Below are 22448 nucleotides of genomic sequence, written 5' to 3'. Positions count from 1 at the left end.
CGCACGCAGCCAGCCGTCAGGGTGAGTAGGGCTGCGTGGCGCCCTCCGCACGCACGGAACCCCTGCGTCGCTCGAGACCGGCGGCGGCCAGTGGCGTGGCGACGTCTTCCAGTGACTTGCCTTCGGCGTCGACCGCGAGGAACCAGGCGACCAGGCCGCCGGCCATCATCACGGCCGCACCCAGCAGGTAGCCGAGGAACAGCATGAACGGTTGGGAGCCATCGCCGATGAGCGCGCCGTAGATAACGGGACCCAGCGCACCGAAGCACTGCGCGATCGCGAAGAACACTGCGATGGCCTTCGCCCGAACCTCGAGCGGGAAGATCTCGCTCACCGTGAGATAGGCGGCACTGGCACCGGCCGATGCGAAGTAGAAGATGACGCACCAGGCGATCGTCTGGGTGATTGCGTTGAGCATCCCGGCGTTGAACAGGACCGCGCTCACGGCGAGCAGAAGACCGGACAGTAGATACGTCCCGGCGATCATCTTCTTGCGGCCGATCGTGTCGAAGAAGTGCCCAATGGTCAACGGCCCCGTGAGGTTTCCGACGGCGAACGCGATGAGGTACAGCGGCGTCGTTCCAGAGGCCACACCGTAGAACTTGCCAAGCACCAACGTGTAGGTGAAGAAGATGGCGTTGTAGAGGAATGACTGGCTGATCATGAGTGACGCACCCAAGATGGACCGACTCGGGTAGTCGCGGAACAACACTCGCGTCAATGCCAGATAGCCGATCTTTTCGGTCGGCCGCAGCTCGATGGCCTTGCTCTCGTCGACCGGCGGCAGCGTGACGCCAGTGGCCTCGACCTCGTTTTCGATGTGAGAGATAGACTGCTCGGCGGCATCCACGCGGCCGTTCATGACCTGCCATCGCGGGCTCTCCGGCAAGTTCCGTCGCACGAGCAGGATCACCAAACCGAGCACCGGGCCGATCAGGAAGGCCAGTCGCCAACCCAGGCTGATGTCGATGACTTTGAGGAACACGAACGTGCCGAGGGTGCCGAGAATTGCCCCGCCCCAATAGGTTCCGTTGACCGCGATGTCGACTCGGCCGCGGAAGCGTGCCGGGATCAGCTCGTCTATCGCCGAATTGATCGCGGCGTATTCGCCGCCGATACCCATACCGGCGATGAACCGGGTGATGTAGAGGAAGATGATCCAGCCAGCGCCGTTGCCCAGTGTCAATGCGGTGAGACCGCTGCCGATGAGGTAGACGCCAAGCGTGACCATGAACAGGTTGCGTCGGCCGAGTTTGTCCGACAGTCGCCCGAAGAACAGCGCGCCGACGACCTCACCGGCCAGATACACGGTGGCGATGAACCCGACCGCCGCCGACGACAACCCCAGGGTCTCGGGCTGGGTGAGCGTGTCGGCCACCGAGCTGGCGACGGTGATCTCGAGACCGTCGAGGATCCAGGCCACGCCCAGCGCGACGACCATGCGGGTGTGGAACGGCGACCACGGCAGCCGGTCGATCCGTGCGGGAATGATGCTGCGGATCACGCTCTGGGTTTCTGTTGGCGCTGCCATGGTCGCCTCCTTGCGAACAGGACAAAATAATGAACATCGCTTTCCCGTAGCGCTGTGTTCACAAACCTCGTCACCGGTCCGGCGCTAACGTGGGCAGCCGTGGCGGCATACAGCGAGGGCCTTGTCCTCACCGACGAATTTCGCCATGCGCTCGAGCTGCTCTCAGCCGGCAGACATGTGTTTCTGACCGGCAAGGCGGGCACAGGCAAGTCGACGTTGATCCGCGAGTTCATGGCCCAGACGGATCGGGCTGTTGTCGTCGTCGCCCCGACAGGCATCGCAGCGCTCAACGTCGACGGCTACACGATCCACCGGCTGTTCGGCTTCCGCACCACGACGACGCTGGACGATGTCCGCGGTGGCACGTATCGGCCGGGACGCTTCGCCAAGACACTGGCGTCGCTGCAGACGCTGATCATCGACGAGGCGTCGATGGTGCGCGCCGACGTCTTCGACATGGTGGCGGCCGCGCTGTCGCGATTTGGGCCTTCCCCCGGCGAGCCGTTCGGGGGTGTGCAGATCGTGTTGGTGGGTGACCTGTACCAGTTACCGCCCGTCGTCAGCGAGGGCGAGACTGCGTATTTCTCGACGACGTATGAGACGCCGTACTTCTTCTCCGCACACAGCTTCCGCCGAGACGACTTTCCGACGGTGTCGTTGACGACTGTGTTCCGTCAACTCGGAGACGATCGAATGACAGCCATTCTCAACGAGATCCGCGAGGGTGTGCTGCTGGGCCATGCGCAGGAGCAGCTCAATGCGCGCGCCGACGCCGACTTCGCCCCTCCGGATGACGAGTTCTGGATGACGTTGGCGCCGACGAACCGTCTGGTGACGGCCCGCAACCGTCAGCAGTTGGAACGGTTGCCAGGCGATGAACTGGTCCACCATGCGCGGGTGTCGGGCGACTTGTCGTTATTCGATCCGCCGGTCGAGGAGACGCTGCGGTTCAAGGTCGGCGCGCAAGTGATGATGCTGAACAACGACCAGGGCAATCGCTGGGTCAACGGCACGATCGGCCGGCTGATCGGCGTCGGCTACGACCGTTATGGCGCCGTCGTCGAGGTGCAGTTCGCCGACGGCTCCAGCGCTGACGTGACGCCCTACACGTGGGAGGCAACCCGTCCGGTCGTGTCCGGCGGCTCGCTGAGCCGGGAGGTGATCGGCTCGTACACCCAGCTGCCGTTCAAGCTGGCGTGGGCGATCACGATCCACAAGGCGCAGGGTCAGACACTGGAGCGGCTCGTGGTGGATCTGTCCGGTGGGATGTTCTCGACGGGGCAGCTGTATGTGGCGTTGAGCCGGTGTACGTCGTTGGCGGGTCTTGTGCTGAAAAGGCCTGTGCTGCCTAAGGATCTGAAGACCGATCGTCGCATCGCACGGTTTCTGCGGAGCCCGGTCGACGACGGCGGTGCGCGTCGATACTGCGCCATCGGGATGTTGACGGTGGGTGACGAGGGCCGGATGTCGCGGCCGCGGCCGGTGGAGCTGGCGGTGGCGTTCGACGACGGCACGGCGGTGACGACGCTGGTCAATCCTCAGCGGGATCTGGCGGATGCCCGAACAGCATTCGGCATCAACGTGTCTGATGTCCTGCTGGCGCCGACGCTGCGGGAGGCGTGGGCGGTGATCGCGCCGATGCTTGCGGGTTGCACGCCGGTCGGCGTCGAGGTTGACGCGACGCTGGGCCTGATCGACTTCGAGCTGAAAAGGCTCGGGTATGTGACGGCGATGCCGCTGGGTGTAGAGCTGCGAGGTGCCCGGGTGTCGGGTCGGACGGCGCTGGAGCGGGCACAGTCCGCGTTGGCTGCGCACGCCGAGTCGGATTCGGAGGATGGATCGTCGGCCTTCGAGGAACCTGAACCGGCGGAGTCGGTTTCGGGTCTTCTGGTCAGCCGTGATCATTCAGTTCAGACGCCGACGGCCGAGCACCTTCCGGGGTTGTCGGCGCTTCTGCGGGTGAGCCGGGACGTGGGCGCGGTGTTATTGGGTGCCGCACCATCGGGCGGTCTGGATACGTCGTGGGATGCAGCGGCGCGGCAGTCGGTCGCCGATCAATTGCGAACGGCCGCCTCGCGGGTGCAGTTGCCCGTCGAAGTGGCGGAGCGACTCCGGGAAGCATCACGTTTACTGGGCGTCGAGATCGTCGCGCAATCAACGTGTTTCGAACGTGACGATATCAGCTCAGTGCTGACGCCAGGCGTTCGGATTTGTTTCACGGGGACGGCTCAGGACAGTTCGGGACAGATCGTGGAGCGCTGGCAGATGGAGAACCTGGCAGAGGCGGCCGGTTTGACGCCGGTTAAGTCTGTGACGAAGACTCGCTGCGAGGTGCTGGTGACCGCAGAGGCGGGCACCCAGTCGGGAAAGGCGCGCAAGGCGTGGGAGTACGGGAAACCGGTTTTCACGGCCGACGAATTCCTGAAATGGGCGGCGAAGGCCTCCGCGACTTGAGCCCTTCGCCGATCGACTTACCGTTCGGGGACGTCAGCACTTGACGCGCCACAAAAGTACAGTGCCCCAGACGGATTCAGTGCCAGACCTACCGCTCGAGTGCGGACGCAATGCCCGTATGCCCGAAATCGTCGCCCTTCCATAACAGCGGCTCGCGCGTGTCGAGGGCCAGCGCGTACGAGAGACAGTCGCCGAAGTTCAGTCCAGCACGATGGCCGCTGCCTCTGCCGAAGTCTGCGTAGGCCTGACGAGCCAGCCGGGCGTGGTGCTCGGTCACCGGCTCGATCACGAACTCCGCTTCCGCCAGTAGCTCGTCCAGGCTTCTGCTGATGACCGGATCCCGCTGGTGATCGAGAACGATCCCGCACTCCAGATAGCTCGCGGCCGACAGTCGTCGCACGGTTGCGTCGGCGATCGCGTGAGCGTAGATCGCCGCGTCATCCTCGGCAGCGAGAATCGCGATCACGGCCGACGTATCGACGATCACGATGGCAGCCCCCGGTCGTCGTAGAGCAGGGCACCATGATCCAGCGCTTTGACATCGGCGCTCATGCGGCTCGCGCTCTTTCGGCCGATCGCCAGGAGCCGGCCGGCAAGTTCGTCCTTTTCCAACCTGGCCAGCCGCTCTCGCACCGCCGTCGCCACCGCCTGAGCTTGGGATTCACCGGTGAGCAGAGTGATCCGCTTGACTGCCTCATGGACCGAGTCGTCTTTGATGTTGAGAGCCATTGGTACCTTTCTACCTGCTGTATGGTACCACTGGCCGCAACGGCTAGGCGGATTCAGCATCGACGGATCGCACAGCTCGCATCACTCGTCCTTCTCGCATGCGACAGCCGCCCCAGTGCGAGTAATAAAGCTGCCAGTCCTGGTCCTTGACGATCACGAAGTTCGCCCTGTTCCCCATATATCCCCGATTTCCGATGACGCCGTGTCGGCTCGCGCGTCGATTGGCGCCAGTGTCGGTAGGACGTCAGACAAGTGAGGGCATGGATGGTCGGAGCGGCCGCGCGGCTGTGGATAACTTCCGGGTGAATGCGCGGCGCCCGGCAGGACTTGCGATCTGTCGCCCGTTCGCGGACCGTGGCGCAGACTTGCCCGATACGCGTTCGCGCAACTTGACTGGTTCCATGGAGGTTCCCGTGATCCTGAGTTCCGATGCCGACGCGGATTGCCCATGGTCGCCGCGGGAGACCGAGTTGCTCGCGGTCACACTCGAGCTGCTCCAGGAACACGGTTACGACCGGTTGACCCTCGACGCGGTGGCCACGACTGCACATGCGAGCAAGGCCACGCTGTACCGACGGTGGCCGACCAAGGCCGAACTTGTGATGGCGGCGTTCATCGAAGGCACCCGGCAGGTCGCGGTCGAACCAGACACCGGCACGTTGCGCGGCGATCTGCTGGCACTCGGCGAGTCGATCTGCGCTCACGTCCGCACTCACGCCGGCACCATTCGGGCGGTGCTCGTCGAGATTTCCCGGAACCCCGAGCTCGACGCCATCATGCAGGAGCAATTCCTCGCCCAGAAGAAGGCGCTCATGGCACACGTCCTTGCGCAGGCCGTCGACCGCGGCGAGATCAACGCCTCCGCTATCACCGAGGACCTATGGGATGTGCTGCCGGGCTACCTCATCTACCGCTCGGTCCTCACCGGCCGAGCCCCAACGAGCCGCACGGTGCGTGACCTCGTCGACAACGTGCTCATACCCAGCCTGACCCGCCACAACGTCCGGAGGGAATGAGTATTCAGCGCCGACGGTTAGAACTTGTGCGGTCCGGTCCCGTACCGTACTGTCAACCTGGTTGATATCCACTGACGAGGTGTCGTACCGTCCGTCAACGAGTCACCGCTCGTCGAAAGGGTCACGGATGCCGCGGTTTTCGATCGGAAGCCGGCTGTTGCGACGGTGGATGCTTCTCGTGGCGGTGCTCGTCATCGCGCTTGCGGGGTTCGCGGTGTACCGGCTGAACGGCATCTTCGGCTCCAAGGACGTCACGTCCACCCCCAGCGGGGCCGCGAATGAGATCGTTCCGTTCAACCCGAAGCACGTGGTCCTGGAGGTGTTCGGCGCCCCCGGCACGGTCGCGACCATCACCTATCTGGACGTGAACGCCCAACCACAACGGGTCGACGCCGCGGCGCTGCCGTGGGCCTACGACACCACCACCACTCAACCGGCCGTCTTCGTCAACGTCTCCGCCCAGGGCGACACCGACTCCATCGGCTGCCGGATCAAGATCGACGACGTCGTCAAGGACGAGAGAACGGTCAACACGTTGAACGCCTACACCTACTGCTTGGACAAGTCCGGATGAGCCACTACGTCGCCGAACGTCCAACGTTTACGGACCGGGTCGCCAAGTGGATTCGTTGGCTCTGCGTGCCTATTGTGTTGTTCTGGTTGGCCGTCGCCGCCTTGTCGAACGCGCTGGTGCCACAACTCGAGAAGGTCGGCGAAGAACACAACGTCGCGTTGAGTTCTCCGGATTCGCCCTCGCTGCAGGCATTTCAGCGCATCGGCAAGGTGTTCCACGAATTCGACTCCGACAGCGCGGCGATGGTGGTGATCGAGGGCGACCAGCCCCTCGGCGATGCCGCACACCGCTACTACGACGAGCTCGTCAAGCGGTTCAACGAGGACACCAAGCACGTCCAGCACGTGCAGGACTTCTGGGGCGATCCGCTCACCGCAGCAGGCTCGCAGAGCCCCGACGGCAAGGCCGCCTACGTTCAGGTGTTCCTGTCCGGCAACCAGGGTGAGGCGTTGTCGCTGGAATCCGTCGACGCGGTGCGCGACATCATCACCAAAACGCCTGCGCCACCGGGCATCCACGCGTACGAAGCCGGATCGGCAGCGCAGATCGCCGATCAGTTCGAGGTCGGCAACGAGAGCACAGTGTTCGTCACCTTGTTGACCGTCGTGGTCATCGCCGTGATGTTGCTCATCGTCTACCGCTCGCCGGTCACGATGATCCTCGCGCTCGTCACGGTGCTCGTCGAGATGTCGGCGGCCCGCGGGATCGTCTCGTTCCTGGCGAGTGTAGGGCTCATCGGACTGTCGACGTATTCGACGAATATCCTGACGCTGCTGGTCATTGCCGCGGGCACGGACTACATCATCTTCCTGCTCGGCCGCTATCACGAGCGGCGCAACGAAGGCATGGACCGCGAGGCCGCCTTCTACGACATGTACCGCGGGACGTCGCACGTGATATTGGGGTCGGGGCTGACCATCGCCGGCGCGGTGTTTTGTCTGTCCTTCACTCGCCTGCCGTACTTCCAGAGCCTGGGCATACCAGCCGCGATCGGTGTGCTGGTGTCACTGCTCGCCTCGCTGACGCTGGCGCCTGCAGTTCTGGTGGTGGGCAGCAGGTTTGGTCTGCTGGAGCCCAAGCGCAAGACGGCCAAGCGGGGCTGGCGGCGCATCGGGACGGCGATCGTTCGGTGGCCGGGGCCGATCCTGATCGCGACGATGGCGCTCGCTTTCATCGGACTGGCGTCGCTGGCCGGCTACAAGGTGAGCTACGACGTCAGCCGGTACATGCCGGCCAGTGCGCCATCCAATGTGGGGTATGCCGCGGCGGAGCGTCACTTCTCGAAAGCGCGGCTGAATCCCGAACTGTTGATGATCGAAACCGACCACGATCTACGCAATCCCACCGACATGATCCTGTTGGAGCGGGTGGCCAAGGCCGTCTTCCACACCGACGGCATCGCGCAGGTGCAGTCGATCACGCGGCCGTTGGGCACGCCGTTGGACCATACGTCGATCCCGTTCCAGATCAGTGCGAACAGTGCTGCGCAGATCAATAATCTGCCGTATCAGCAGGACCGCGCCGCCGATCTGCAGAAGCAGGTGAGCGTCATCAACGACTCGATCAACATCCTGCGGTCGCAGTACGCGTTGCAGGAACAGTCCAGCGCGGTGACGCACGAGCAGACCGTGGCGTTTCAGCAGACCGTCGTCGTGGCTCAACAGTTGCGGGACAAGATCGCCAACTTCGACGACTTCTTCCGGCCGCTGCGCAACTATTTCTATTGGGAGCCACACTGTTTCGACATCCCAATCTGCTGGGCTCTGCGATCACTCTTCGATGCTTTGGATGGCATCAACTCGTTGACGGATCAGTTGGCGAACGTCTCGGGGAGCATCGCGAAGCTCGATGAGCTGCAGCCCAAGCTGCTGGCGTTGATTCCGCCACAGATCGCCAATCAGCAGACCAACCGTGACCTGACGATGACGAATTACGCGACGACGTCGGGGATTTACGACCAGACCGCGGCGGCGCTGCAGAACTCCACCCAGCTTGGCCAGGCGTACGACGCGTCGAAGACCGACGACTCGTTCTACCTACCGCCGGAGGCGTTCAGCAACCCCGAGTTCCAGCGCGGGCTGAAGTTGTTCCTGTCGCCCGACGGTAAGGCTGCGCGGATGATCATCACGCATGATGTGGATCCAGCTACTCCCGAGGGGATTTCGCACATCGAGGCGATCAGGCATGCGGCGCAGGAGGCCGTCAAGGGCACACCGTTGGCGGGTTCGAAGATTTACATCGGTGGTACGGCGTCCACGTACAAGGACATCGCGGACATGGCGCACTACGACCTGATCATCGCGGGCATCGCGTCGCTCTGCCTCATATTCCTGATCATGTTGTTCATCACGCGCAGCCTGGTGGCGGCGTTGGTGATCGTGGGCACGGTGGCGTTGTCGTTGGGTGCGTCGTTCGGCATGTCGGTGTTGGTATGGCAGCACCTGTTGGGTGTCGAGTTGTATTGGGTGATATTGCCTTTGGCCGTCATCCTGTTGCTGGCCGTGGGGTCGGACTACAACCTGCTGCTGGTGTCCCGATTCAAGGAGGAGATCCATGCAGGCATCAACACCGGCATCATCCGGTCGATAGCGGGCAGCGGATCGGTGGTGACCGCGGCGGGCTTGGTGTTCGCGTTCACCATGGCGTCGTTCATCTTCAGCGACCTGCGCGTGCTCGGCCAGATCGGAACGACGATCGCGCTGGGCCTGATCTTCGACACGCTGATTGTCCGATCGTTCATGACGCCGTCCATCGCCGCGTTGCTCGGACGGTGGTTCTGGTGGCCGGTGAAGGTGCGCCAGCGGCCGGTGCCGCAGAAGTTCGGCGCGGACCGACAGCTTTCGTTGTTCTAGCCGAATGGTATTGGTCGTACTAACATTCCGTCAGGCCCGGGAGCCCTCATCATTTAGCGCTGCTCGTGCTTTGGCGGCGCTGTACGCGAAAAGACCCACAAGGGCGAGCTGCAGCGCACGAACCGGTAGCACCCCACGCCCAACCAACTGTCCAGCGCGCACAGCGGATGCGTCATTTGCCATCAGGCCCGCGACAACCGGGACGACGGTGATCGGCAACACCCCGCGTCGCTCCAGCGGGCGCCGGTCCGCCCACATCAACAGGACCGTCCAACCGGCCATCAACGGGGCACCAGCACGCATGGCATAGCTGAACTCAGGTCCGGACCGATCGAAATCCGGCTTGAACCGAAGGGTCGGCCCGTAGAGCCGCGGTACTGCCATCCCGACTGCGGCGACTGCATCGACGAGCGCCCCCGCCCAATAACTGCGTCGCAGCCAGCGCACTGCGTTGGCGGTGGAATCAGCCGTGCTACTCAAAGCGCAATCCGGAGTCGTTGGACATAGGGGCGAGTATGCCCTCGGACTAGCGAAAGCGTCCGCTGATCACCCAACCCCGCTTCGCCGGACCACGTGCCGGTCCTCAGCGTGCGGGCTCAGCGCCGCCGCTCGATTACAGGTTTGGCGTCGGATCCCAATACCATCGCTGACGCTATGACCGACAATGCCCTGGCCACTGCGCCGACCGCCGACACTGCGCCACCTGGCCGTATCTCCGCTGAGGCGGGCCGCCGTCGGACGTTCGCCGTTATCAGCCATCCCGACGCCGGCAAGTCCACGTTGACCGAGGCGCTGGCGCTGCACGCCCGGGCCATCACCGAAGCCGGCGCGGTCCACGGCAAGGCGGGCCGCCGCGCGACGGTGTCGGACTGGATGGACATGGAGAAGGCCAGGGGCATCTCGATCACGTCGACGGTATTGCAGTTCCCGTACCGCACATGCGTCATCAACTTGCTCGACACTCCTGGCCACGCCGACTTCTCTGAAGACACCTACCGGGTGCTGACGGCCGTCGACTGCGCGGTGATGCTCATCGACGCCGCGAAAGGCCTTGAGCCGCAGACACTGAAGCTGTTCCAGGTGTGCAAGCACCGTCGGATCCCGATCATCACGGTGATCAACAAGTGGGACCGTCCCGGCCGCCATGCACTGGAACTGATGGACGAGATCCATGCACGGATCGGGCTGCGGCCCACTCCCCTGACGTGGCCGGTTGGCATCGCCGGAGACTTCAAAGGGGTGCTCGACCGCCGGACCGGAAACTTCATCCGGTTCACCCGCACCGCAGGCGGCGCCACCGCGGCCCCGGAAGAGCACATGGCGGCGGCCGAGGCGCATACTGCCGCCGGCGACGACTGGGGGCATGCGGTCGAGGAGTCCGAGCTGCTGTCGGTGGACGGCTCGGACTACGACCGTGAGCAGTTTCTGGACGGTGCGGCGACACCGGTCCTGTTCACGTCGGCGGCGTTGAACTTCGGGGTGAATCAGCTGCTCGACGTGCTCGTCGAACTGGCGCCGGCGCCCAGCGGGGCGATCGACGTCGACGGGGAACGGCGTGCGGCCGAATCACCGTTCAGCGCTTTTGTTTTTAAAGTCCAAGCCGGTATGGACTCCGCCCACCGCGATCGGATCGCGTACGCGCGGGTGTGCTCGGGGACGTTCTCACGAGGTGACGTCCTGACCCACTCCGCGAGTGGCAAGCCGTTTGTCACCAAGTACGCGCAATCGGTGTTCGGGCAGCAGCGCGCGACCCTGGAGACCGCGTGGCCCGGTGATGTGATCGGGCTGGCGAACGCCGCCGCGCTGCGCCCGGGGGACACGCTGTATCGCGATGTGCCCGTGCAGTATCCGCCGATACCGAGCTTCTCCCCCGAGCATTTCGCAGTGGCCCGCGGCACGGATCCGAGTAAGCACAAGCAGTTTCGCCGCGGGATCGAGCAGCTGGAGCAGGAGGGCGTTGTTCAGGTGCTGCGATCGGACCGCCGCGGCGACCAGGCGCCGGTGCTGGCCGCGGTCGGCCCGATGCAGTTCGAGGTGGCCGTGCACCGGATGGCTACCGAGCTCAGCGCCCCGATCTCGCTGGAGTCGCTGCCGTACCAGGTCGCGCGGATCGTGGACCCCGCCGATGCCGAGTTCATGGCCAAGCAGGTGTCAGCGGAAGTCCTTACCCGCACCGACGGGGTCATGCTCGTGCTGTTCTCCACCCCGTGGCGGCTGGAGGGCTTCCAACGGGACAACCCCGACGTGAAGCTGGGGTCGTTGGTGGCGGCGGAGGGATAGGACGGGTTCCAGGTAGCCGTTACCGCGCGCGACCAGGCCCGGCTATCGCCTCGATCTCACATCTGATTCCGGGGGCGCGCGCGAGCCGTGCGTCAGCCGTCACCAAAACGACGTCGAGAACCTCGGCGAGTGCGATGTAGGCGGCGTCGTACGGCGTCACACCGTGGCGCAACTCCCAGATGCGTTCGAGCAGCGGCCGATGCGGCGATCGCTGTAGCGGCAGATTCTTGAGGTCCGAAACGGCGAGGGCAGCCCGCCGAGCCGTCATCAGCTTCGCCGCGACGTGACGGCGCCAGACCGACACCGCCTCGAGATCTACGAGTTCCGGGGCGGCCAATGCTTCGTCCGTCAGACGGGCCCGGGCGTGCGCTCCGTCGGCCCCGTCGTCGCCGAGCGCCACGGCTACCACGCTCGCGTCAACGACGATCACGTTCTGCCCGAAGGTGACTCACCGCATCTGTAAACGACACCTTGCCACCGCTTCGGGTCGCGACACGACCTAGAACTTCATCCAAAGTCGGCTGATTCGCCTCGGCGATCAGGCGGCTCCGAAGGTATTCCTGCAGGGATTGATGCGCACGCGCAGCGCGCTCCCGCAATACGCGATGGGTGTCCTCCGGAACATCTTTGATCTGCACACTGGGCATGGCGCCATTTTGGCGCTGCTGGCGCCACTTTGCAAGTACGGTCGGCGGCCATGCGGCCAGACCGCTAGACCGCATCGTCGAGGCCCCAGTACTTGGCTTGCCTCAGAACCTCCCGCTTGTAGCTCGACCTCAGCGCGTCGAGGATCGCGAGCGTTCGCGAGGTCAGTTCGTCTCGAATCCCGCATTGCGCGTGGGCATATGGAATGAATGCGCGTAGCAGATCGGGAGCGTCCAGCATCACCTCCAACGGAATGTGGTCCTCGACGTAAGGCGTGCCGCCGATCGCTTGTTCGACGCGCGCCGCGCTCCAGCGCAATGGGTCACCGGTACCGGTCTCGAAGAGTTCCAGCAGCAGCTCGCGATGGTAGGAGTCGGTGAACGGCGCTGCGGAACTGGTTGCGAAGAACCTGTCGCACAGCTCGTTATCCGACTTCCAGTCCCCGGTCGGTGACCGGTGTGCACCCCCTTCGGGTAGCCGACCTACCAGCCACCGAACCAGCGCCTTGTAGAGCGGCCATGCATCGGTCTTAGGTGCGAGTGTCGGCATGTTGAGGGCATCTTCGATCCACACCCGCGCATCGGCGCACCTCATTTCGAAAACCTCGGTGTCGCCACCGGATTCGGCCAGCCGCGCAAGAGCCTCGTCGATCGGGCCCGGTAGCACGCATGCGTCGGCGACGCTCGACAACAAGTTGTGGTCGATCGCGACCGCGACAGTCAGCTCGTGCCCGCCATCGAGTCGCATACCAATCACGACCTCGTCGACATCACCGAACACATTGGTTCGACGCACCGCTCGGTAGACGTCGGCCCGCGGTAGAGCGGTGATCCATTGCGGCAGATGCTCGGCGCGTTCCGCCACTTCGCGTCGGCATCGGAGCTGCGCCGCTTGATCGTCGACGAGAAGTTCGGCGATGACGGCGAGTAACGCTGTCGTCTCCCGACTCCGCACACCGATCAACCCGGTAAGGACCCGATCCAGAAGATTCGTATCGCGCCGGCCGGACTTCAGCGCTGTGAGCGGTTCGGGTTTCCCCACCTTGATCGCCATGCTGGCCAAGCTGAGCAGGCTGAGTGGATGCCCGCCTGCCAGGGACTTGCGTATCGCGTCCCGCAGTGTCGTGTCGATAGAACCTTGCCCGTCGCGCTTCTTCGCCCGCCGCTCGTCACGTCGGGCCTGTTTGGCCCTGCGTGCTCGTCGCTTGTCACTCATATCGCGGACGCTATTCACGGGCACTGACAACCCCGCGGCGGCGCAGCGGCGAGAACGCGATGACTTTCTGGCGGCGCAGCGGTCTTATTGAGGGCATAGGCACCGGAATGAACCGACCGAATGGAACGTGACATGGCGCGAACCAACCTCTCGATGTCGATCTCGGCCGACGGCTTCGTCGCCGGGCCCGACCAGAATGAACAGAATCCCCTCGGCGTAGGCGGGCTTGCGGTTCACGACTGGCATATCGGCCCCAATAGCGACCACCCGGTCAACCGACAGGTGATGTCCGAAATGCTGGACGGTATGGGCGCAACCATCATGGGGCGCAACATGTTCGGGCCGATTCGCGGCGAGTGGGCCGACTCAGATTGGAGAGGCTGGTGGGGCGACACCCCGCCATATCACTGCCCTGTCTTCGTGCTCACCCATTACGCCCACGACCCGATCGAGATGAACGGCGGCACGACGTTCCATTTCATCACCGACGGCATCGAATCCGCCTACGCGCAGGCGAAGGCGGCTGCCGGCGGGAAGGACATCTCAATCGCCGGTGGCGCATCGTGCGCCCGCCAGGCGATCAAGGCGGGCCTTGTCGACGAGATCGACCTGCAAGTGTCGTCGGTAATCCTCGGCTCGGGCGAGCGTTTGTTCGACGGGTTCCAGCCCGGCATACCCAAGATGGAGCTCGTTCGGGTGCTGCACGCCCCCGGCGTGGCTCACCTCCGCTACCTTGTCACGCGGTGAGCAGCCCGGGGTGGATGAGACCGCGTTCTGCGACCGGTTTGTGCACAGTCCGAGACGTCGAGTTGAGGCACCCGATTGAGCGTCTGCGCCATGACGCACCAGACCGCCAGAGCCAACGACACCCGGTACAGAGGAGATTCCGTGGGCCTATTCAAGAAGAAGCAGTACAGGTAGCGGCGGTAGAGGCGATCATTCTCAGCTCTCGAGACCAATTTTCTCATAGAGAACGCCCGGCGTACGGATAGGAAGTACGGAAACTCATGGGTCTACGAGGGAGGCAACTAGCAATGAAACCTGTTGATTTAGACCGCTTTCTGGAGCCAACGTTGTCACAGGCCGGGTTCAAACTCGATGCTGTGCAGGATCCCATCCTTTACGGGGACCGTCCCGCATGGGCCGTGTACTGCCGTAGTAAGGACTGCAAGCTCCAGATCTGTTGGTCAGCCCGAGACGGCGGGATCGACTTCATGCTGGCTCCGCTCGATGCACCGAATGAATTTGGACTTACCAACGATTCCAAGAAGTGGCACTTCATGTTAATGCTTAGCGATGTACACGATGACCTGAAGACGCCTGGACTCGATGCAGAAGACGACGTGGTGATGTCGTGGCTGAAGGCGCTCTTCGACATACACTTCGATTCCGCTCATGCCGCACTGTTGTCCAAGGGTTAAGTTGGGTCGAGGAATTGTGGGCGGTATGGACGCAGACCGGCTCAACGAAGCAATCGTTGCCAGTATTGGGGTATCGGCGATACCACGGGTTGATCGCCAAGAGCTCATCGACCGTTACGGCGAGAGCGAAGGAAGCACTGTCGCCGATCGGGTCGTCGAGATAGTCCGGGAAGCGGTTGCTATGCCGATCGATTGGGGCGACATGACTCTGGCCGAAGGCGTCAACGACATCATGGGCAGATTCAGTCAGCTGCATCGCGAACTATCACTCGAGGCGCTGGAGGAAATCGGCCGATGCGTCGGCTGGAATCTACGGTGAACCGGCAGCACGGGCGTGAGTCGCCAACGCGCAGAATGCAATCGCATCCGAGTACCCATCATCGAGTCTGCTACTGAGCTACATTCCTCCACCGGTTGAACCAGAGCCGATCTCCAGCTCGGCCTCAGAGAACGCAATTGACGGCCCGGCAGGGTTTATGACGAGTGCGCTGTAGCCGTCCGCGCGAACCTTCTCCAGCACCTCAAGAGTATTGAGCGCGAAGAAGGCATCTGACACGTTGAAAGCGACGACCTCCGGGGCGCTGGTGAAACCGACGAGGGCGGGTGAGCCGTCGGCCAAGGCCGTCGAGCGGATCGTCACCTTTCCCGGGACGGTTGTCTCATCCGCGGCCAACAGCATCGGGCCCTCCGCCAGGAGTACCTGCAGGACCTCTCGCCTATCCGTGTGGCCGGCGTGCAGCGCGGCAAGCGCTGTCTTCAGTGGCTCATTGTTCGGATTCCGCAGGGCGAAATCGATGTGTGCGGCAGCCAATGCACACGTGGGACCCGCTGGGTCGATGTAGAGCCAGGCATCGCCTTGTTGCAGCGCCAGCCCCAGCGCGCCCGTCGCCGGCGTGACCATCGACTGAGTGCGAGTGCCAGGCGGATACAAGCCGGCGATCTCCTCCTGTCGCGTGAATGCGAACAGCGCTCGACCGCCGCCCGGCCCGGCACCGCCCCTGATCTGGATCCGAGATCCGCGACGAAATGAGCCGTCCTCGGGCTCGTCTGACCCAGTGACGTCGAAGAGCAGTTCGCCGTACATGCATGACCGAAGCACATCGAGCGCGCGTCGCTGGTCGGGCTGGGCTGCGAACTCAGCGACAGCTCGGCGGACGGTCACATTGTCGACCAAATTCATGATGTAGCCCACCCTGCCTCCCGAGCATCGTGCTTACAACTAGTCGCACTGTGGGGCGCCGCACCGTGGCCAGATAGCGGCGACGCGATTCCGCCGATCGGATCAATCGAACAACGTCGACGCCTAGAGACCCCAACGTAAGGTCACCGGGAAGACCGGCTCCTGAGTGCTCCGCACAAATAGCTGCGCCTCAGACCAAGTAACCCTCGATATAGTCGTTAGCAACGACTCAAGGGGGTCTGATGTTCGTCGATACCGATTTGCTGCGCATGGGAGCTGATTTTTCCCAGAGTGCGGGCGCCATCGCCCAACGCGGGGCGGACCGGCTCGCGTCGACGCAGCCGACGGCAGGCATCTTCGGCGACTTTGACGCTGCGCACGGGTTCCACCGAGCTCTTTGCCGAGCTCACGATAGCCACGTCACCACGCTGCAGAGTCATCGCGCCGAGTTCGACTCATTAGCTGAGAAGGCGACGTCCGCTGCCGACATCTTCATGAAGCAAGATGAGGTAAGCGGCTCGGCGCTGGATTCAGCTGGGCGCGACTTCGCCTGATCTCGAATGTCTGTCCTGCTAAGGCATCTCGATATTGGTGAGCTGATCGGAGCCGCGGGCTGCGATCCCTGGCAGCTGAACAAGACGATGCAGAGCGGATCACCGGGTGCAATCAGCGAGCTGGCGACCGCTTTTTACGAGGCCGGTGTATGCGCGCAGGAGACCAATGACGAGTTCAACGTCGCCAAGGAGCGATTCGAGTCGGCCTGGGACCGCCAGGACGGCGGTGACCATCCGATCAACGATTCCGATGAAGTTCGTAGGGCAACCGAGTCGCTGCACCTCAACAAGGAGGAGATGACCCGGGTTGGCGTTGACCTGCAGAACATTTCGGCGTCCCTGGCTGAAGCACAGCGCAGCGGGGACATCTCGATCGGCAATCTCGAGGCCAGGCTGCAAGCGATCGACGACCAGATCGACCGCGAGATCGCCACAGCGGCCGCCAACGGCCAGGACGTCGACTGGTCCGAGCTAAAACAGGCCGCAGTCGACGCGACGAAACAATCACTGCACGAAGTGCAGGCAGTGCGTGACGGCTATTCGAAGCAACTTGATGGGTCGCGACTTGAAATGGCCGCCGAAGGCTACACACCTGATGCGACGGCATCTGCTGACGGCACGGGCGAGGTAGCGACGAACGATCAAGCACATGCCGAGGCTGACAACTATGGAGCCGGGCGGCGCGCAGCTGACGAATCGCTGGTCAACTCGGCCGGGCCATGGACGCCAGAGAAGCAGGCCGCCGCCGGACGCTTACGCGATTACGCGACCATCAACAATCCAACCGCCGGTGTCGACGAAGTGCGCTATGCCGGGGAACGCCTAAACGATTACCGGATGTCGCAGTTCTCTGGGCCATTGCCAACCGACACCGTTCTCGGCGGCGACGCTCGAACACGGGCTCAGGCGAGGCTGCAGATGCAGCAGCGGTTGGAGGCGGCGAACGCCCTCCCCGGCAAGCCGCCATTGACGCCCGATCAGGCGACCCACCTGCTCAACGAATGGGAAGCCAACGGCCGCGGGATGGTGCTCCACCGATTCGAGACGCAGCTGCAACAGGCGGGCGTGTCAGCGGACGGAGTTCAGCAGGCAGTCAACGAAATCCAGAACGGTAAATCGCCGGATCAGGTCATCAAGGAGGCGGTGGCAGGTCTTGCATCCCAGGCCGGAAACCTCGGTGAGGGCGCCAAGGCACACGCAGGTGCGATGCCGGGCGGGAGCCATTGGGGCACAGCGCCAGTGTGGTCGAACGCTGATGTGGAGGCGCTCAAAGGGTTCGGCTCCAAACTCGGTACGGCCGGTACCGTTGTGGACGGTCTGTTGACAATCAACGATGTGCTACATGGCGCTCCCGCCGGCGAAGAAGCCGCGAAGTTTGGCGGCCGTACGTTGGGAGCGATGGGCGGCGGGTTCCTCGCAGGTGCGGCTTGGGGCTCGTTCGTTGGACCCGAAGGCACACTCGTGGTTGGCTTCCTCGGCGCGGTAGGTGGCGGTATCGGAGGAGAGAAGTTCGTGAACTGGATGATGGGCAAGTAACACCGTGTCGAACGTATTCTTCGTCCTCCTCGTCGCCTGCGCAGTGGTTGCTCTGGCCCAGCAGTACGTCAAGTACAGCCGTAGCTTGCAACGGCGCATCTACTGGAGCTGTGCATGCCTCGGGGCGGCCGCGGCGTTTCTCGCCTTCTATCCAGATTCCAACAAAGGAATTGGGATGGGTCTGCTCTTCTTGGGCATAATGATCGCCGCCGCGTATGCGTACACGCCGTACATCAAGATCGGCGGCAAGGTGCATGCCCTAACAGTGCAGGACAGCCGACCTGACCCCGACGAGAAATCCGCGCGGACTCCCGACACCGCCGTAACGGAGCAGGGCTACGACCCGGCACCTGATGCATACAGCGGGCTTCTCTCAGCCACGAAGATGTGGTGGTTGCTTATACCGCTGCTGGTCATCTCGACGGGCAACGTATACGCATTTGCGTCTGGAAAAGTCGAGTGGTGGGTCGGCGCTATAGGGTTAGCCTTCATCGTATTTTTTGCCGTTGCAATGGGATTCGGAGACGCGAGTTGGGGCTACGGGATCGCCCGCGGTCACCGCGTACAGTTTGTCATCGCAGCGATCGTCACCGTAGGCGTGTTTGCAATGCTCTACTTGGCGGCTTATCAAACGGGAAAGCATTGGCCGTTGCGACGCAAACAGTCCATGGAGTACCGCGCCCACCCACGGCACCAAAAACTGGACTAATCGGACGATTGGCTCTGGTGCCTGAGCTGACGCGCCAGCGGCCGATCCCCAGACGTTCGGCGGCGAGAACACACGTGGCTCTCCAATCAGGCGGCGCGGTCGTCATCCGACAGGGAATCGTGGGTTGGACAGCCGTGCCGTGCGAGCCGTGGGCCGCGCCTAACTCACCGACAGCAGTGCGATTGAGCGCCTCCGCAATGAACAATTCGTCGCGGAGTAACGGACGGCCTTAGTCAACGCGCGAAGCGAAGAATGACAAACTAAGCCCCGAGGCACTTCGATGCCACCGTCGCGCGGTCGATGCAACTCCGTGAGGATGCCTTCGCCCGCCAAAGCGACCACTGTGATGGCGCGGCGGAACTCTCAAACGCTTTCCTGTGCATTTGCTGTGAACACTGAATTTCTTGTGCGCAGAGCCCCCGATCAGCTTCGTTATTCTGTTTCTAACGCATTTGGACGTCACTCGCGGGGGTCAATCGGTGTCAGATCTGCAGGTAACCGCATCGGAGTTAGTTGCGGTGTCAGCTGAGCTCAACTCGCTCTCCGAAAGACTGCGCTCAGGCCTGGGCTCGCTCGACAGCGACGTGTCCGGGTTGTTGGGTTCGGGCTGGACCGGTTCGGCGGCGTCGTCGTACTCCGGTGTCTGGCAGGAGTGGCATCAGGGAGCGGCGCAGGTCGTCGAGGGTCTGTCGCGGATGTCCGGGCTGCTGCAGGAGGCAGCCGCCCATTACTCCTCGACAGATACTGCGACGGCCGCCGACATCTCCGGAACGGGGCTGTGATGGGCGCGTTCAGCGTCGACCCGGCCGCCCTGCTGGCAGCGATTGACCGCATGACGGCGTTCGACTCCGAACTCGAAGCGCACCTGGCGCAGGCCGCCAACTCGGTGGCCCGGCTGGGGACCACCTGGTACGGCGACAGCGGCGAGGCCGAGCGAGCGGCACAAGCCCGGTGGGACGAAGGCGCACACGAGATGCGGGAGGCGCTGGCACGGCTGCGCCAGATTGCCGAGGGCGCACACGAAAACTACTCCTCGGCGGTGCAAACGAATATGCGCATGTGGGGTTGATGCGTGACCTCGCCGATCGCGGTTGATCCGTCGGCTCTCGCGGCTACCGGGTCGACCGTCAGCAGCGAGGGTGACGCGGCGGCCACCGCCACCCAGACACTGTCTTCGGCGTTGTCGGGCGCCGGTGCGTTGTTCGGGCACGACTCGGCCGGGATCGTGTTCGGGCAGGGGTACACCCACTCCGGACAGGCATTGCTTGATGCTGCAGAGTCTGCGGTAAACGCTTGCCGCCGAGTGGGTTTCGGTATTCAGATGTCGGCGTCGAACTACGGCAAGGCGAACGCCGCATCCACGGTGGGTGGTGGCAAGTCACCCGTGCCGGCCCCGACGGAGCCACCGTGTTTTGGTGGGCTGACCATGCCGCCTCCCATGGGCGGCGGTGTCGCGGCTCCCCTTGGCTGGGCGTTGGTGGAGCAGTTCGTCGGCGACGTCTGGCCCGACGGCGATCCGGCCCAGATGCATGCCGCCGCGGCAGCGTGGCGCGGGTTCGCGGCGGCCATAGGTGCGGCCGCGGGCCCGGTGTCGGCGACAGGAACGGCATTGGGCGGCCAGCAGATTCCCGAGTCGGGCAAGATGGTGGAGGCGGTCGGCAAGGTCGGGTCCGGACTGAGCGATATCGCCGCGCAGGCACAGGCTTTGGCTTCAAACGTCGACGCTTTCGCAGCCAACGTGCAGGCGACGCAGGACGCGGTGCGAGATCTGCTACACCAACTCAGCCCAGGCGGCGTGCTGGAAACCATCGGCGGCATATTCACCGGCCACAATCCGATGGACAAGATCAAACAGGTCGCCAACGAGATCAAGACCGTGCTCAACAACATGAAGCGCCAGGCCGACGCGTCGAGTCAGCTCTTCAGTCAAGGCATCAATGCTCTTGATTCAGCGACGGATTCGCTTGAAAGCTGGGCGAAAAAAGAGTTCATCACGGTGTTCGGCCAGGACGTCGGTAATGTGCTGTCGTCGGACTTCAATGCGTTGGTGGATCTCCCCGAAGGCGGACTGAAGTTCGTTGCCCAGACTGCGCAGGGCGTAGAGCAACTGGACCCGACGCGTTTCGCCTATGACCCGCAAGGAGCGCTGGACACCTGGAAAGGGTTGGCGGAAACGGCTGAGGCGGTGACCAATCCGGTGCACCTCGCGGGTGAGATCATGTCCGATCCACAAGGCAGCCTGAACACCCTCAAGGGGCTGGTGGATTGGGAAGACGTAGAAAAGGGTCATCCGTTCCGTGCGCTCGGCTACGACGCCGCCCAGGTCGGCAGCTTCGTTATCCCCGGCGTCGGCGAGGCCGCGCCCGCAGTCGACGGAGCCGGCGCGGCCACCCGAGTAGCGGCCGACTCTGCGGGAGCCGAGACGCGCGCGGCCGGCGCGGCTACGCGAGATGCCGGGGCGACGGCCGCTACCCGGGCGGCCGGGGCGACCGAAGGCATCACGACCAAGGCTGGGGAAATCAGCAGCAAGCTGGACAGCGTGCGAGTCCCCGAGGGTGCCACGCCGGGGTCGTCGGTTCCCGGCGGACGCGCGCCGGTCGAACCCCCTGTGCCGCAAGAGACTCCGCGGGTTGAGCCGACGCCGCGAGCGCCGGAGGTTCCGCATGGCGAGCCGCCCGCGGCTCCCGAACCCCACGCGACGGCACCGGCCGAGCCTCATGTGGCGGCGCCGCACAATGACGCGCCGGCCGTGCCCGAAGCGCCGCGCGCGCCTGAACCGGCGCCTCACTCTGCAGAGGCACCCAGCGTGCCTGCGACTGAGCCTCATGCGCCCGCCGCCACGGCACCCAATGCGCCGCATATGGAGGCACCCGCTCCGCCAAGTGCTCCCGGGATCCCTTCCGCGAGTGAACCATTGGCTACGGCGCAACCGATAGAGCATGGGGCGGCGCCATCACAAGAACTTGCCTCTGTCGGCGCGGAAACCCGAAGCGCAGAATCGGCTGTGGGCGCGGGCGAACACACGCCGGGAAGTGTGAGCGAGCACGGTACTGGATCCGGGGAGTCAGGGCCAGGACACGGCGGGTCTGGTGATGGACATGGTCCAGCGGGGGACGGTGCAGGCGACGGCCAACCGCACGAACCGGGCGATCACTCAACTCACTCAGACGAAAACGAGCATCACTCGGACTCGGACCCGAGCGACCACCCTCACGGTGACCCTGATCACAGAACCTCGCCTGACGACAACGGGCTCAGCGAGGAGAAGCGCGACGAAATTCGTGCTATGGAGCACGGGACTCGGCCCGATCCTTCGGAGTACTTGTCTCAAGAATTCATAGAACGCCACCTTGAGAAGTTCGACGATGGTGCAACTCGGTTCATGATCAACAAGAACTTCGACATGTACGGAATCGGACAAACCGATGGAACTGCCTTCGTTATGCCGACGCAGGAAGTTGATTCTCTAATAAATGCCTCTGGCGGCGATCTTCGTGCATTGGAGAAGTCACTCGGCCTTCCAGATGGTTATTTTGGCGACGCCAAGGTCATACGTGTTGATATCGCAAATCCCCAAGACTACAATCTCAGAATTCCATCGGGTAACGAAGCGGGCGCTACCAGCCAATGGCTACCGGGCGGCTTTCTTCCCGATGGCGTGTCGGAAGCTGTGATCGATGGCCGAGATGTGCCCCGCGACGACATGAACATAACCACGTTTTCAGACCCAGATAAAGGTGGAGAATAGATAA

22 protein-coding genes are annotated in these 22448 nt (G+C 63.5%); 14 read left to right on the top strand and 8 right to left on the bottom strand.

What is annotated here, in order from left to right:
* Positions 1–16: 16 nt before the first annotated feature.
* On the bottom strand, positions 17–1531 hold the full coding sequence (locus ACWW36_RS13720; protein WP_456142059.1) for an MFS transporter: 1515 nt from the start codon (positions 1529–1531) through the stop codon (positions 17–19).
* A 99-nt stretch (positions 1532–1630) separates the two neighbouring features.
* Here ACWW36_RS13720 and ACWW36_RS13715 point away from each other — a divergent pair, with 99 nt between their 5' ends.
* A complete protein-coding gene (locus ACWW36_RS13715) occupies positions 1631–3985 on the top strand; it encodes an AAA family ATPase (RefSeq protein ID WP_456142058.1) in 2355 nt (784 codons plus the stop codon).
* 88 nt (positions 3986–4073) lie between these two features.
* On the opposite strand, the gene ACWW36_RS13710 is transcribed toward ACWW36_RS13715, so the two are convergent.
* Together ACWW36_RS13710 and ACWW36_RS13705 are read right to left on the bottom strand one after the other, a co-directional pair.
* The gene (locus tag ACWW36_RS13710) at positions 4074–4472 is read right to left on the bottom strand and encodes a type II toxin-antitoxin system VapC family toxin (RefSeq protein ID WP_456142057.1); all 399 of its coding nucleotides are present in this window, start codon (positions 4470–4472) and stop codon (positions 4074–4076) included.
* Positions 4469–4714 carry a type II toxin-antitoxin system VapB family antitoxin gene (locus tag ACWW36_RS13705; protein WP_456142056.1) on the bottom strand — a complete coding sequence of 82 codons (246 nt, stop codon included), beginning with the start codon at positions 4712–4714 and terminating at the stop codon, positions 4469–4471. Before ACWW36_RS13705 ends, ACWW36_RS13710 begins: the two co-directional genes overlap by 4 nt.
* A gap of 401 nt (positions 4715–5115) precedes the next feature.
* On the opposite strand from ACWW36_RS13705, the gene ACWW36_RS13700 reads away from it, so the two are divergent.
* From ACWW36_RS13700 to ACWW36_RS13690, 3 genes are all read left to right on the top strand, one after another.
* Positions 5116–5730, top strand: a complete 615-nt coding sequence (locus ACWW36_RS13700) for a TetR/AcrR family transcriptional regulator (protein WP_456142055.1) — start codon at positions 5116–5118, stop codon at positions 5728–5730.
* A gap of 127 nt (positions 5731–5857) precedes the next feature.
* Entirely contained in the window at positions 5858–6304 is a 447-nt protein-coding gene (locus tag ACWW36_RS13695) for an MmpS family transport accessory protein (protein WP_456142054.1), read from the top strand.
* Positions 6301–9156, top strand: coding sequence for an MMPL/RND family transporter (locus ACWW36_RS13690; RefSeq protein ID WP_456142053.1), 2856 nt, complete (start codon positions 6301–6303; stop codon positions 9154–9156). The genes ACWW36_RS13695 and ACWW36_RS13690 overlap by 4 nt, the downstream gene beginning before the upstream one ends.
* 30 nt (positions 9157–9186) lie before the next feature.
* On the opposite strand, the gene ACWW36_RS13685 is transcribed toward ACWW36_RS13690, so the two are convergent.
* Positions 9187–9636 carry a hypothetical protein gene (locus ACWW36_RS13685; protein WP_456142052.1) on the bottom strand — a complete coding sequence of 150 codons (450 nt, stop codon included), beginning with the start codon at positions 9634–9636 and terminating at the stop codon, positions 9187–9189.
* Between the two features lie 174 nt (positions 9637–9810).
* On the opposite strand from ACWW36_RS13685, the gene ACWW36_RS13680 reads away from it, so the two are divergent.
* Positions 9811–11436 (top strand): peptide chain release factor 3, encoded by a 1626-nt coding sequence (locus tag ACWW36_RS13680; protein WP_456142051.1) that lies wholly within the window; start codon positions 9811–9813, stop codon positions 11434–11436.
* A gap of 19 nt (positions 11437–11455) precedes the next feature.
* Here ACWW36_RS13680 and ACWW36_RS13675 read toward each other — a convergent pair whose 3' ends face one another.
* The 3 genes from ACWW36_RS13675 to ACWW36_RS13665 all read right to left on the bottom strand — a co-directional run bounded on the left by ACWW36_RS13675 (position 11456) and on the right by ACWW36_RS13665 (position 13296).
* Positions 11456–11866, bottom strand: a complete 411-nt coding sequence (locus ACWW36_RS13675) for a type II toxin-antitoxin system VapC family toxin (protein WP_456142050.1) — start codon at positions 11864–11866, stop codon at positions 11456–11458.
* A complete protein-coding gene (locus tag ACWW36_RS13670; protein ID WP_456142049.1) occupies positions 11853–12083 on the bottom strand; it encodes a FitA-like ribbon-helix-helix domain-containing protein in 231 nt (76 codons plus the stop codon). Before ACWW36_RS13670 ends, ACWW36_RS13675 begins: the two co-directional genes overlap by 14 nt.
* A 64-nt stretch (positions 12084–12147) precedes the next feature.
* Positions 12148–13296 carry a hypothetical protein gene (locus tag ACWW36_RS13665; RefSeq protein ID WP_456142048.1) on the bottom strand — a complete coding sequence of 383 codons (1149 nt, stop codon included), beginning with the start codon at positions 13294–13296 and terminating at the stop codon, positions 12148–12150.
* A gap of 132 nt (positions 13297–13428) precedes the next feature.
* Here ACWW36_RS13665 and ACWW36_RS13660 point away from each other — a divergent pair, with 132 nt between their 5' ends.
* From ACWW36_RS13660 to ACWW36_RS13650, 3 genes are all read left to right on the top strand, one after another.
* Positions 13429–14043 carry a dihydrofolate reductase family protein gene (locus ACWW36_RS13660; RefSeq protein WP_456142047.1) on the top strand — a complete coding sequence of 205 codons (615 nt, stop codon included), beginning with the start codon at positions 13429–13431 and terminating at the stop codon, positions 14041–14043.
* Positions 14044–14330: 287 nt separating this feature from the next.
* Positions 14331–14717 carry a hypothetical protein gene (locus ACWW36_RS13655; RefSeq protein WP_456142046.1) on the top strand — a complete coding sequence of 129 codons (387 nt, stop codon included), beginning with the start codon at positions 14331–14333 and terminating at the stop codon, positions 14715–14717.
* A 25-nt stretch (positions 14718–14742) separates the two neighbouring features.
* Positions 14743–15036, top strand: coding sequence for a hypothetical protein (locus ACWW36_RS13650; protein WP_456142045.1), 294 nt, complete (start codon positions 14743–14745; stop codon positions 15034–15036).
* 78 nt (positions 15037–15114) lie between these two features.
* Here ACWW36_RS13650 and ACWW36_RS13645 read toward each other — a convergent pair whose 3' ends face one another.
* Positions 15115–15897, bottom strand: a complete 783-nt coding sequence (locus tag ACWW36_RS13645) for an SseB family protein (RefSeq protein ID WP_456142044.1) — start codon at positions 15895–15897, stop codon at positions 15115–15117.
* 242 nt (positions 15898–16139) lie between these two features.
* On the opposite strand from ACWW36_RS13645, the gene ACWW36_RS13640 reads away from it, so the two are divergent.
* From ACWW36_RS13640 to ACWW36_RS13615, 6 genes are all read left to right on the top strand, one after another.
* The gene (locus tag ACWW36_RS13640) at positions 16140–16451 is read left to right on the top strand and encodes a DUF2563 family protein (protein WP_456142043.1); all 312 of its coding nucleotides are present in this window, start codon (positions 16140–16142) and stop codon (positions 16449–16451) included.
* Between the two features lie 6 nt (positions 16452–16457).
* A complete protein-coding gene (locus tag ACWW36_RS13635; RefSeq protein ID WP_456142042.1) occupies positions 16458–17987 on the top strand; it encodes a putative alpha/beta hydrolase in 1530 nt (509 codons plus the stop codon).
* 4 nt (positions 17988–17991) lie between these two features.
* Entirely contained in the window at positions 17992–18696 is a 705-nt protein-coding gene (locus ACWW36_RS13630) for a hypothetical protein (protein WP_456142041.1), read from the top strand.
* A 479-nt stretch (positions 18697–19175) separates the two neighbouring features.
* Positions 19176–19478 carry a WXG100 family type VII secretion target gene (locus ACWW36_RS13625; RefSeq protein ID WP_456142040.1) on the top strand — a complete coding sequence of 101 codons (303 nt, stop codon included), beginning with the start codon at positions 19176–19178 and terminating at the stop codon, positions 19476–19478.
* Positions 19478–19765, top strand: coding sequence for a WXG100 family type VII secretion target (locus ACWW36_RS13620; RefSeq protein ID WP_456142039.1), 288 nt, complete (start codon positions 19478–19480; stop codon positions 19763–19765). The genes ACWW36_RS13625 and ACWW36_RS13620 overlap by 1 nt, the downstream gene beginning before the upstream one ends.
* Before the next feature lie 408 nt (positions 19766–20173).
* Positions 20174–22444 (top strand): WXG100-like domain-containing protein, encoded by a 2271-nt coding sequence (locus ACWW36_RS13615; RefSeq protein WP_456142038.1) that lies wholly within the window; start codon positions 20174–20176, stop codon positions 22442–22444.
* Positions 22445–22448 lie beyond the last annotated feature (4 nt).

The sequence above is a fragment of the Mycobacterium sp. MMS18-G62 genome, assembly GCF_053877835.1.
The sequence above is the reverse complement of the archived record's forward strand: the minus strand, read 5'-3'. Positions and strand labels throughout refer to the sequence as shown.